The sequence below is a fragment of the Proteiniborus ethanoligenes genome, assembly GCF_900107485.1.
Classification (GTDB): domain Bacteria; phylum Bacillota; class Clostridia; order Tissierellales; family Proteiniboraceae; genus Proteiniborus; species Proteiniborus ethanoligenes.
On record NZ_FNQE01000001.1, the window covers coordinates 53,259 to 65,814 of the forward strand.

A 12,556-nucleotide genomic window follows, 5' to 3' on the forward strand; every position below is an offset into this window, starting at 1 on the left:
AGGCAATAATTTTTATGTAAAAGGGGCAAAACATCATGAAAGGAATGAATTACTTATATGCATATAAACAAAGTTGAAATATGCGGAGTAAACACATCAGAATTACCTGTACTTACTAATAAAGAAATGAGAGTGTTATTTGATAGGATACATGCAGGCGATATGACTGCAAGAGAAGAATTTGTGAGAGGAAATTTAAGGCTAGTACTAAGTGTTATACAGAGATTTAGTAAAAGAGGAGAACATGTTGATGATTTGTTCCAGGTAGGATGTATAGGATTAATAAAGGCAATAGACAATTTTGATTTATCTCAAAACGTTAGATTTTCAACCTATGCAGTTCCCATGATTATCGGGGAAATCAGAAGATATTTAAGAGATAATAATTCAATAAGAGTAAGCAGATCCTTAAGAGATATTGCATATAAAGCATTACAAGCTAGAGATCAGCTCATAAATAAAAACTCAAAGGAGCCAACCATAACTGAGATAGCAGAAGTATTAGGGCTACCTAAGGAAGAGGTAGTATTTGCACTAGATGCAATTCAAGATCCTATTTCATTGTTTGAACCTATATATCACGATAGTGGAGATGCTATATATGTCATGGATCAGGTTAGTGATGAAAAAAGTGAAGATGAAACATGGCTTGAAGAAATAGCATTAAGAGAAGCTATTAGAAAGCTAAATGACAGAGAAAAACTGATCTTAAACTTAAGATTTTATGAAGGCAAAACACAAATGGAGGTTGCAGAGGAAATAGGAATATCTCAAGCTCAAGTATCAAGACTTGAAAAAAATGCGTTAAAGCACATGAGAAAATTAATATAACATGTTTTCTTTTACCATTGCTTTCACAACAAAATATTAGGAATAATAATAGAGGTAATTGTAGCATATATATTATAGAGATAAATTAGAAGAAGGTGATAAGCAATGGTAAAGGCAACTGATTTACGTGAGAAGGAAGTAATAAATGTAAGGGATGGTACTAGATTAGGTTTAATATCTGATATTGAAGTGAACTTAGAAAAGGGAACTGTAGAAGCTATTATGCTTCCAGGACCAGGTAGGATATTAGGCTTATTTGGGAAGAACTTAGACTATGTAATTAAATGGCAAAACATTGTAAGAATAGGCAGCGATGTTATATTAGTAGATCTTAATTTAAACACAGAGGATTATTTATATTATGGAGATGAAAATAAAAAAGAATAGCAAAGAGAAAAATATATAGGGCTTAAAACTGTTTATATATGGACACATAATAAAAGATATAATATAATTTGATTAAGACTTTGGCTAAAAGGAGGGGAAACAAACATGAAATGTCCCTATTGTGATTATTATGAATCCAAGGTAATAGATTCCAGACCAACTGATGAAGGACAAGCTATTCGAAGACGAAGGGAATGTATTAAATGTAGTAAGAGATTTACTACTTATGAAAAGATAGAAGACATTCCACTAGTGGTCATAAAGAAAGATGGAAATAGACAAGCATACAATAGAAACAAGCTATTAAACGGTATAATAAGAGCATGTGAAAAAAGGCCAGTTTCTATGAAAAGAATAGAGGAAATAGTAGACGAAATAGAAAAAAACTTATTTAACTCAATGGAAAGAGAAATAACTACTCAGCTCATTGGTGAAATGGTAATGAATAAGCTTAAAAATACAGATGAGGTTGCATATGTTAGATTTGCATCTGTTTATAGACAGTTTAAGGATATAAATACTTTTATGGATGAACTAAAAAAACTACTTGATGAAAAATAGGACTCTTATGAGTCCTTTTATCATAACAGAGTAATAGTTTGGTGAGGTGCTAAAATGAGTGCAAACATAGGCTTTAGATTAAATAGACAAAAAGAAATAGAATTTTATACTATACCTAGCTTTGAAGAAACTAGAATTGTAAAGCATGGATTCACTACTAGGATAGGAGGTGCTAGTCCCCATCCCTTTCATAGCTTAAATTTAGGATTGAACACTGAAGATAATGAGGAAAATATAGTGAGAAACTTTGAAACTATTTCAGATGCATTAGAGGTACCTATGGATAAAATGGTATTGTCAGATCAAGTTCATGGAACAAACATTAGAATAATAACGGAAGATGACGGAGGAAAAGGACTAGTTAAGCCAATGGATTTTAAGGAAATAGATGGATTACTAACAAATGTGAAGGGGATTATGTTATTTACTTTTTATGCAGACTGTGTTCCTTTATTTTTCTTAGATAGGGCTAAAAAAGTAGCTGGTGTTGCTCATGCAGGCTGGAAAGGTACTGTAGCCAAAATAGGAGAAAAAATGATTAAAACTATGGTTAGTACTTACAGTTCTAATCCAGAGGATATATTAGTAGGCATAGGCCCTTCAATTGGAACCTGTTGTTATTCAGTAAAAAAAGATGTACATGATCAATTTAATAATAATTTTATTAATACAATAGGTATTTTCAGTAACCAAGATATATATACGTGGCAGTTAGATCTCTGGAAAGCAAATGAAATTATATTAAAGGAAAATGGGATATTAAGTAGAAATATTACAATAAGTAATTTATGCACGAGCTGCAATACGGAAAAGTTTTTTTCCTATAGAAATGAACAAGGGAATACTGGTAGAATGGCTGCATTTATACAGCTTATTTAGTCAAATAATAAAAGGGGAATGATTTCATGAGGTCACATGAGTTTGAAAAAATTTTACTGCAAAAAGTTTTGCAGCATATTGATGTGGGAATTCATGTAATAGACTCGAATGGTAAAACTGTATTTTACAATGAAACCATGGCAAAGCTTGAGGGAATAGAAAGAGAAAAAGCTATGAACAGACAGTTATTAGAAATATTCCCTAGCTTAAACGAAAATACAAGTACATTATTAAGTGTTATAAAGACTGGTGAAAGTATAATAAATAGAACTCAGACCTATTTAAACTATAAGGGACAGAAAATAACTACAGTAAATACTACTATTCCTATAAATCGTGACAATACTATATTAGGAGCCTTAGAGATTGCCAAAAATGTAACTAATATTCAGAAGCTTTCTGAGCAGCTTGTAGACTTGCAAATAGAGCTAATTGGAGATAATAAAAAGGACATACCCTCTATATCTAATCATTATGTATTTGACCACATTATAGGACGCAATGAAGAGTTTTTAAAGGCAATTGATATTGCAAGGAAAGCAAAGGATTCATCTTCCAGTGTATTAATTTTCGGAGAAACTGGCTCTGGAAAAGAGCTTTTTGCTCAAAGTATACATTATGATGGCCTTCGTAAAAGCAAGCCCTTTATAGGGCAGAATTGTGCTGCCTTTCCTGAATCTCTTTTAGAAAGCATCCTATTTGGAACTGTAAGAGGTAGCTTTACTGGTGCAGTAGATAGACCAGGCTTATTTGAGCAAGCAAATGGTGGAACCATATTATTAGATGAAGTAAATTCAATGGGAATGTCACTGCAAGCAAAGCTTTTGAGAGTGCTCCAAGAAGGATATATTAGAAGAGTAGGAGGGCTAAAAGATATACCAATAGACGTAAGGATAATAGCTACTACAAATGAAGAACCTTTAGAATCTGTAAGCAAGGGAACCATAAGAAAAGATTTATATTATAGACTTAATGTAGTTTCTATAAGAGTTCCACCTTTAAGAGAAAGAAGAGATGATATTAAGCTATTGTGCGAACATTTTATCAAGCATTACAACAGAAAGCTTAACAAAGATGTTTGGATGATTTCAAAAGATTTAATGCAGGAATTTATGAAGCATTCCTGGCAAGGCAATGTAAGAGAGCTAGAAAACCTAATTGAAGGAGCAATGAATTATATCTCTAATGACGAGCATGTTCTTAAAAAGGAGCATTTTTATGGATTTGTGCCCAGTATAATGGATAAGGAGCCTAACTATGATGAATTAATTCATTCTCATAAACCATTGCCAGATATAATACTTAATGTGGAGAAAAGTTTAATTCAAGATGCACTTGACCAGGCAGCCTATAATATTTCAGAGTCAGCTAGATTATTAGGAATTAAAAGACAAACACTACAGCACAAGATTAAAAAATATAGAATACCATTATAACCGCAAATTCTTTTGCATATAACCGCAAATAAAATTGCGGTTTTTTATTTTATTTAGCATATAAGACAGTACTTTAAAATACTATTAATGTAAAATATTGCAAAACACCTGTTTTGTAGCATATAACGTATTTGAATATATTGGCAACGATATTGCAATAAAAAATACATGGGTTGTTTAATTATACTTATTTTGGAGGTGTGTATTATATGGATAATGTTAGGGTTGTAATTTGGGGATTTGGAGCAATGGGAAGCGGAATGGCAAGAATGCTACTTAAGAAAAAAGGAGTAGATATTGTAGGCGTATGTGATATGGATCCTAATAAGGTAGGGAAAAGTATTTTTGAAGTATTAGGTATTGATAAAGAAAATAGACCGGAAGTAATTATAAAAGAAAACGTAGAAGAGGTTTTAACAGAGAAGTGCTGCGATATTTGCTTGTGTGCAACAGATTCCTTTACTAAGAGTGCCTTTCCTAAATTAAAATACGCTTTAGAAAAAAAGGTAAATGTTATTTCAACAGCAGAAGAAATGTCATATCCTTATGCTCAAAGTCCAGAGCTAGCTAAAGAACTTCATAATATAGCTAAGGAAAACGATGTCACAATTCTAGGAACAGGTATTAATCCTGGGCTTATTATGGATTTATTAGTAGTTTGCTTAACTGGCTGTATGATTGATGTAGAGCATATAGAAGCTAAGAGAGTAAACAGCCTTTCCCCATTCGGACCTGCTGTAATGGAAGAGCAGGGAGTGGGACTGACTGTAGAGGTCTTTGAAAAAGGTGTAGCAGATGGAACACTTGCTGGACATGTTGGTTTTCCAGAGTCTATTCAAATGATTGCAAAAGCAATAGGCTGGGAGGTAGAAAAAATAGAGCAGCAAATGAAGCCTATAATAACAAGTGTAGATAGGAAATCACCTTTTGGATTTGCTAAGGCTGGAGATGTAGCAGGAGTAAATATGACTGGACAAGGGTATGTGAATGGAGAAATAAAGATAGATATGATACATCCTCAACAAATTGAGCCTGAAATGGAAGGAACATATACAGGAGATTACATAACTATTAAAGGAACACCAGAAGTTAATATGTCTATTAAGCCAGAGGTTGAAGGTGGATTAGGTACTATAGCTATGTGTGTTAATATGATTCCTCATGTTATCAATGCAGATCCAGGTTTAAAAACTATGATAGATCTACCTGTACCAAGAGCAATAATGGGTGACATGAGAGATTTAATAAAAAGGTAGGGTGATTTAATGGAATGTGCTAAAAAAGGGACATGGGTGCGAATTCACAATGTTATATTAAGTCCAAAAGAAAGAGCACCACAGGTTCCAGAAGATACTAAAAAGGTTCCTCTTGAAATGTGGAGTAAAGGGTTTCTTGTAGATGATGGAGCTAATATTGGTGATATGGTAACTGTAGAGACATATATTGGGAGACAAGTAACTGGAAGGCTTATAGAGATCAATCCATATTTTAATCATGACTTTGGCAAATGCATTCCAGAGCTATTGTTTATTGGAAGACAATTAAAAGCCATTCTTGAGGCAGGTGAAGATATTGAATAAGGATATGAGCTATGATGCAGTTATAGAAAGAAAAAAGGACATTATGAAAAAGGCTGTAGGTATAGATTATGAGGCATATGAAAGCGGTGGTATAGCCTTTGATTATGAGAGAATGATGAGAGAAACAGGATATACTCTTCAAGAAATGCAGGACATTCAAAGAGAAACAGGCGTAGGTAACACTCCCATATTAGAGCTTAAAAATCTAACGGGGCTTGCAAGAAAATTAGCACCTAAAGGAAAGGGAGCCAGAATATTTATTAAAGATGAAGCATCAAATCCATCTGGTAGCTTTAAAGCCAGAAGGGCAGCCATAAGTGTATATCATGCTAAAAAGCTTGGCTACAAAGGCGTAATTGCAGCAACTAGTGGTAATTATGGCGCTGGTGTTGCCAGTCAGGCTGCTATGAGGGGGTTAAAATGTATTATAGTGCAGGAATGCTATGATTCTAGGGGCATTGGACAGCCAGAAATTATCGAAAAGGCTAGGAAATGTGAAGCCCTTGGGGCAGAAGTAGTTCAACTATCTGTAGGACCTGAGCTATTCTATACATTTTTAAAGATGCTAGAGGAAACAGGCTACTTTAACGCTTCATTATATACTCCTTTTGGAATTGCAGGTGTAGAGACCTTAGGCTATGAGATTGCTATGCAATTTAGAGAAAGAGAAGGAAGAGATCCTGATGTAGTAGTTGCAACAAATGCAGGTGGTGGCAATCTTACAGGCACAGCTAGAGGATTAATAAAGGCAGGTGCTTTAAATACTGAAATAGTAGGAGCAAGTGTAAATCTAAAAGGATTACACATGGCAAGTGATAAACAGTTTAATAGAAAATCCTTTACTACAGGACATACAGGATTTGGAATACCTTTTACTACTTGGCCAGACCGTTCTGATGTTCCTAGATCAGCAGGTAGACCTCTTAGATATATGGATAGGTATGTTACAGTAAATCAAGGAGAGGTTTTTTATATAACTGAGGCTTTAGCACAAATAGAAGGAATAGAGAGAGGACCAGCAGGCAATACATCCTTAGCAGCTGCTTTTGCTATTTCTCAGGAATTAGATCAAGATAAAATAATATTAGTACAGGAAACAGAATATACAGGAGCAGGTAAACATATCCAACCTCAGCTTACCTTTGCTAGAGAAAATGGAGTAAAAATAATGATAGGAGATCCAGACCATGAGATTCCAGGAGAAAACATTATTTTACCAGAGAATCCAGGTTTAATAAAAGCTAGGGATATAGACTTAAATAGCCTTAAAAAATCCTATATCAAAAACTGCATAGATATTATGAATGTAACTTCATTAACTGATGAAGACATAGAATTTTTATCTGCAGATACAAAATCCAATGCTGATTTTGTTCGAGATGCATTAAAAGAGCTAGGGTTTAATTTATAATTTGGAGGTGTAAAATGAAAAGGAAAGATGATTTTGAAACTAGAAGACAGCATTTAAAGGATTTGACTGAAGAACAACTAGAAGCAAGGTTCTGGGAGTTAGCTGAAAAAATAGTTGAGCCAATGGTAGAGCTAGCACATAATCATACAAGTCCATCTACAGAAAGGTCAGTTTTGTTGAGAATGGGATTTTCAAGTCTTGAAGCAGCTGCTATTGTAGATGGGGCTATAACAAGAGGATTATTAGGAAAAGGTGCAGGACATTTAGTATATAGATTATCCAAGGACTATAATTTAAGTATAAGGGGAGCAGGATTAAAATTAGTCCAAGGACAAATGTGGGATGAGGTTATGAATATATTTGCAGGAGGTGAAAAATAATGAAGCTAAGACCTAATGAAAAGCTAGATGTTAAAAATATACTGGAAAATCTTCAGGATTATAGACCTAGAAGAAGAGGCTGGCACTGGAGAGAAGGAGTAGGAGAAAAAAGGAATATAGGGAAATTCACCTATTATGACAGTTCCCAATCCCTAGAGCAAAGCCAGCCACTTCCATCAGCTCACTATTTTGATAATATAGATCCTCAGCCAGACTCAGTAATAACTACTGAAATAGCATCAGGAAGATTTGAAGACGACATAAGAAGAATGAGAATGGCTGCTTGGCATGGAGCTGATCATTTAATGGTAATTAGAACTGCAGGTCAAAGCCATTTTGATGGCTTAATAGAGGGAACGCCTCAGGGTATTGGTGGCATTCCTATAACTAGAAAACAAGTTAGAGCACAAAGAAAGGCACTAGATTTAATAGAAGATGAAGTAGGCAGGCCCATTAATTATCATTCCTATGTAAGTGGAGTTGCAGGCCCAGAAATAGCTGTAATGTTTGCTGAAGAAGGAGTAAATGGTGCTCATCAAGACCCTCAATATAATGTTCTATACAGAAATATTAACATGATAAGATCCTTTGTAGATGCTGCAGTAGCAAAGAAGGTAATGACTTGGGCAGATATGGCTCAAATAGACGGAGCTCATAATGCAAATGCTACTGCTAGAGAAGCATGGAAGGTAATGCCTGAGCTTATGGTGCAGCATGCTATTAACTCTATGTATTCTGTAAAGATAGGAATGAAGAAAGAAAACATATGTCTTTCAACAGTACCTCCAACAGCACCACCAGCACCTTGTATGAGAATTGACTTACCTTATGCAGTTGCATTGAGGGAGCTGTTTAAGGATTATAGAATGAGAGCTCAACAAAATACAAAATATATGGGATCATCTACAAGAGAAGCTACTGTAACACATACCTTAAACCTGCTAATTTCTAAGCTTACTAGGGCAGATATACAATCTACCATAACTCCTGATGAGGGAAGAAATGTACCTTGGCATATATATAATATTGAAGGAACCAACACTGCAAAACAAGCACTAATAGGTATGGACGGACTTACAGAAATGGTGGAAATTAAAAGAGATAAAGGTGAGCTAGCAAACAAAGTAAGAGAATTAAAAGAAAGAGCAATATTATTTATGGAAGAAATGCTTCAAGTAGGGGGATATTTTAAGGCAGTAGAAGAAGGCTTTTTTGTGGATTCTGGATACTACCCTGAGAGAAATGGAGACGGTATAGTTAGAAAAATAGACGGAGGTATAGGCGTAGGAACTGTATATGAAAGAGAAAATGATTATATGGCTCCTGTAACTGCTCATTTTGGCTATAATAACATTCAACAATATGATGAAAATGCAATAGATAATCCATCTATTTTAATACAAGGATGTACATTTGAAGCTCCAGAAAAAATAGTGTATATTGATGAACTAGATGAAACAGATAATGTAAATGTGAGATTAGAAGAAACAAAAGAGCTAAGAGAAACAACTCAAATCAAACCTGAAATGGAATGGCAGGGTGACGGCATAGTTCAAATAACACTTTTCATTCCGACAGAGGAAAGAACTGCTGAATTTGCTGCAATAGAAATAGGTAAAAAGCTTGGACTAGAAGATGTAGAGGTAATACACAAGGAAATAATGCAAGCAGCAGAAGGTACTAGAATTGAACTAAAGGGTAGAGTACCATTTACAATTGATACTAGTACACTTATAATTCCACCAAAGCCAGAAATAATGTCAGAGGATGAAATAAGAAAAGAAATAAATAATCATCCAATGAAAATAGTAGCTGGTACAGTTGGGGAAGATGAGCACTCTGTGGGCTTGAGAGAAATAATAGATATTAAACATGGTGGTATTGAAGGCTATGGTATAGAATGCTATTATCTAGGCACTTCAGTGCCAGTAGAAAAGCTTGTAGATGCAGCTATAGAACTAAATGCAGATGCAATACTTGCCTCAACCATAATTAGCCATGACGATATTCATTACAAGAGCATGAAGCGTTTACATCAATTATGTATAGAAAAGGGAGTAAGAGATAGGATAATTATTGCCTGTGGTGGAACGCAGGTATCTAATGAGCTAGCAGTAGAGCAAGGAGTAGATGCAGGTTTTGGTAGGGGGACCAAAGGAATACATGTAGCTACTTTCCTTGTAAAGCGAAGAAGGGAATTGTTAAATGAAAATTAATGTTTTAGTAGCTGAAATAGGCAGCACTACAACAGTAATAAATGCCTTTAATGGAGTAAATGAACCTTGTCCTACTTTTATAGGGCAAGGTCAGGCTCCTACAACTGTTTTAGAGGGGGATGTAAATATAGGGCTTAAGGCAGCCATAGAAGATTTTAAAAAAAGCCTTAATATAGACAGCTTAGAATATGATGATTTAATGGCCACTAGCAGCGCTGCAGGAGGGCTGAGAATGACTGTCCATGGTCTTGTATATGATATGACAGTAAGAGCGGCAAAGGAAGCAGCCCTAGGCGCAGGTGCCAATCTTCATATGATTACAGCAGGAAAGCTGAGAAGAACGGATTTACTGAAAATAGAAGACATAAAGCCTAATATCATTCTAATTGCCGGCGGTGTAGATTATGGTGAACGGGACACTGCTATTCATAATGCTGAATTGATCAGTAAGCTAGATTTTAATATACCTGTTATATATGCTGGGAATGTAGAAAACGGAGAAGAAATCAGAGAAATATTTAAGGAGACTAAGGCTAAGCTATATATTACAGAAAATGTTTATCCTAAAATAGATGAATTAAATATAGAACCAACTAGGAAAATAATTCAACGGGTGTTTGAAGAACATATTATTCACGGGCCAGGCATGGCTAAAATAAGAGAAATGGTGAGAGGTCCCATTATTCCAACACCAGGGGCTGTAATGCTAGCTGCACAACTACTTAAAGAAGAAATAGGAGATATTCTTGTTTTGGATGTTGGTGGAGCTACAACTGATGTTCATTCTGTTACAGACGGTAGCGAAGAGGTAAACAGAATACTAATAAGCCCGGAACCAGTTTCAAAAAGAACAGTAGAAGGAGACTTAGGCGTATATGTGAACTTGGGAAATATAGTTGAGAGAATAGGCTTAGACAATCTAGCTAATAGACTAAGTATCAATATAGAAGAGTTAAGTTTATTAGTTAAAAATCACAAGCCTATTCCAGATTCTAATATAGAAAAGAGATTTGTTGAAGAGCTGACTCTTGAAGCCGTAATAGCAGCTGTAAAAAGACATGCTGGCAAATATAGACATATGTACGGACCTAGCGGTAAAAAAACAATAGCAGAAGGTAAGGACTTAACTAATATTAGGCATATAGTTGGTACTGGGGGGGCACTAACTAGATTGCCTAATAGTATAGATGTTATGAAGAAAATAGCTCTTTCAAATAAAGGTAATGAGCTGTTACCAAATAAAGAAGCACAGATATTAGTAGACAGCAATTATATAATGGCTTCTCTAGGAGTGTTATCTAAAGAATATCCAGAGGCTGCAATAAAGCTTTTGAAACAAAGTCTAAATATCTAAAGAAAGGAGAAGAGCATGTATCCAAGAGTAGAGATATCATTAGGTAAAATAAGACATAATGCGGAAAATATAATATCACTTTGCAACAAAGAAGACATCAATGTAGCTGCTGTGACAAAGGTATTTTGTGGTATACCTGAAATTGCGAAGGTCTTAGTAGAATCAGGAGCCACAATGATTGCAGATTCTAGAATAGAAAATATAAAAGATATGAAGGATATAAAGGTACCTAAGATATTGTTAAGACTTCCTATGATAAGTCAAGCAGAAGAGGTTGTTGAAGCTACCGATATATCATTGAATTCAGAACTAGCCACTATAAGAGAATTATCTACTAAAGCTCTTGAAAAAGGTAAGGTTCATAAAATTATATTAATGGTAGATTTAGGCGATTTAAGAGAAGGTATCATAGAAGAAGCAGAAGTATTTGAAACAGTAGAAGAAATACTAAATCTAAAAGGGATTGAATTAATAGGAATAGGCACTAATCTTACTTGCTATGGAGGAGTTATACCAAATCAGGAGAATCTAAGCAGATTGGTACACATAAAAGAAGCTTTAGAAAACAAATTTTCTATTAAGCTAGATATTATTTCTGGAGGCAATTCTAGTAGCTTATACCTTCTTGAGGGTGAAGGCATCCCCAAGGGAATTAATTATTTTAGACTAGGAGAATCCATAGTTCTAGGGAGAGAAACAGCATATGGTAATAGAATTAAGGATACCTATGATGATTGCTTTAAGCTAATAGCTGAAATCATAGAGCTAAAAGAAAAGCCTTCTTTGCCTATTGGCGAAATAGGTATGGATGCATTTGGTAATGTGCCTGTTTTTGAAGATAGGGGAATCAGAAGAAGAGCAATATGTGCCATAGGCAAACAGGATGTAAGTATAGGGGACATAGTTCCAGAGGACGATAAAATAATTATTCTAGGTGGAAGCAGTGACCATCTAATAATAGATGTGACTAATAGCCTAAATAGCTATAAGGTAGGAGACAAAGTTAGCTTTAAACTAACCTATGGAGGCATACTAAGTACATCAACCTCTGAATATGTTAAAAAGGTAATTGTTGAATAAGTAGAGGATTTAAATTTTAATCACACAAGCATGGTTTCAATAACAATCCCTTTTATTTTGAATAGTATTATATTATAATTATATTAATAAAAGGGAGGGAGATTATGCTTACTACTGAACAAAAACTTTTATGTGCACTAGCACATCTTGGCACCTTTGTTGGAATACCTATATTAGCTCCTATAATAGCTCTTTTAGTTTCAGGAGATAATTTTGTTAAGATGCAGGCAAAAGAAGCATTAGGCTTTCAAATAATGCTAATTATAGCTAGTATCATATCAGCAATACTAATTTTTGTGATTATCGGAATACCACTTTTAATAATGATTGGAATAGCAACTGTAGTTATACCTATTATTGCATTCATAAAAGTGGTAGATGGAAGGGATTATTCTTATCCTATTTCAGGACCTATTGTAAGAAAACATTTTAGTTAATCGA

General features: G+C 34.6%; 13 protein-coding genes. All 13 read left to right on the forward strand.

Features of this window, described 5'->3' with window-relative positions; genetic code table 11:
- Positions 1-57 precede the first annotated feature (57 nt).
- The 13 genes from sigG (at position 58) to BLV37_RS00315 (ending at position 12,552) form a co-directional block, all read left to right on the forward strand.
- Positions 58-831: an RNA polymerase sporulation sigma factor SigG gene (gene sigG, locus BLV37_RS00255; protein WP_091725604.1), complete on the forward strand. Its 774-nt coding sequence runs from the start codon at positions 58-60 to the stop codon at positions 829-831.
- 105 nt (positions 832-936) lie between these two features.
- Positions 937-1,218: a YlmC/YmxH family sporulation protein gene (locus BLV37_RS00260; protein WP_091725607.1), complete on the forward strand. Its 282-nt coding sequence runs from the start codon at positions 937-939 to the stop codon at positions 1,216-1,218.
- 105 nt (positions 1,219-1,323) lie between these two features.
- A complete protein-coding gene (nrdR, locus tag BLV37_RS00265) occupies positions 1,324-1,779 on the forward strand; it encodes a transcriptional regulator NrdR (RefSeq protein WP_091725609.1) in 456 nt (151 codons plus the stop codon).
- A 54-nt stretch (positions 1,780-1,833) separates the two neighbouring features.
- Positions 1,834-2,658: a peptidoglycan editing factor PgeF gene (gene pgeF / locus BLV37_RS00270; RefSeq protein WP_091725613.1), complete on the forward strand. Its 825-nt coding sequence runs from the start codon at positions 1,834-1,836 to the stop codon at positions 2,656-2,658.
- Between the two features lie 26 nt (positions 2,659-2,684).
- Positions 2,685-4,094 carry a sigma-54 interaction domain-containing protein gene (locus BLV37_RS00275; protein ID WP_091725616.1) on the forward strand — a complete coding sequence of 470 codons (1,410 nt, stop codon included), beginning with the start codon at positions 2,685-2,687 and terminating at the stop codon, positions 4,092-4,094.
- 209 nt (positions 4,095-4,303) lie between these two features.
- On the forward strand, positions 4,304-5,350 hold the full coding sequence (gene ord / locus BLV37_RS00280; protein ID WP_091725619.1) for a 2,4-diaminopentanoate dehydrogenase: 1,047 nt from the start codon (positions 4,304-4,306) through the stop codon (positions 5,348-5,350).
- Positions 5,351-5,359: 9 nt separating this feature from the next.
- Entirely contained in the window at positions 5,360-5,674 is a 315-nt protein-coding gene (gene ortA, locus BLV37_RS00285; RefSeq protein ID WP_091725623.1) for a 2-amino-4-oxopentanoate thiolase subunit OrtA, read from the forward strand.
- The gene (gene ortB / locus BLV37_RS00290; protein WP_091725626.1) at positions 5,667-7,085 is read left to right on the forward strand and encodes a 2-amino-4-oxopentanoate thiolase subunit OrtB; all 1,419 of its coding nucleotides are present in this window, start codon (positions 5,667-5,669) and stop codon (positions 7,083-7,085) included. Before ortA ends, ortB begins: the two co-directional genes overlap by 8 nt.
- 14 nt (positions 7,086-7,099) lie before the next feature.
- Positions 7,100-7,465 carry an ornithine aminomutase subunit alpha gene (locus BLV37_RS00295; RefSeq protein WP_091725628.1) on the forward strand — a complete coding sequence of 122 codons (366 nt, stop codon included), beginning with the start codon at positions 7,100-7,102 and terminating at the stop codon, positions 7,463-7,465.
- Positions 7,465-9,681, forward strand: a complete 2,217-nt coding sequence (oraE, locus tag BLV37_RS00300; protein ID WP_091725630.1) for a D-ornithine 4,5-aminomutase subunit OraE — start codon at positions 7,465-7,467, stop codon at positions 9,679-9,681. The genes BLV37_RS00295 and oraE overlap by 1 nt, the downstream gene beginning before the upstream one ends.
- Entirely contained in the window at positions 9,671-11,035 is a 1,365-nt protein-coding gene (locus BLV37_RS00305; RefSeq protein WP_091725632.1) for a GlmL-related ornithine degradation protein, read from the forward strand. Before oraE ends, BLV37_RS00305 begins: the two co-directional genes overlap by 11 nt.
- Positions 11,036-11,050: 15 nt before the next feature.
- Positions 11,051-12,115 carry an ornithine racemase Orr gene (gene orr / locus BLV37_RS00310; RefSeq protein WP_091725635.1) on the forward strand — a complete coding sequence of 355 codons (1,065 nt, stop codon included), beginning with the start codon at positions 11,051-11,053 and terminating at the stop codon, positions 12,113-12,115.
- A gap of 104 nt (positions 12,116-12,219) precedes the next feature.
- Positions 12,220-12,552 carry a DUF4870 domain-containing protein gene (locus BLV37_RS00315; RefSeq protein ID WP_091725637.1) on the forward strand — a complete coding sequence of 111 codons (333 nt, stop codon included), beginning with the start codon at positions 12,220-12,222 and terminating at the stop codon, positions 12,550-12,552.
- Positions 12,553-12,556: the final 4 nt, after the last annotated feature.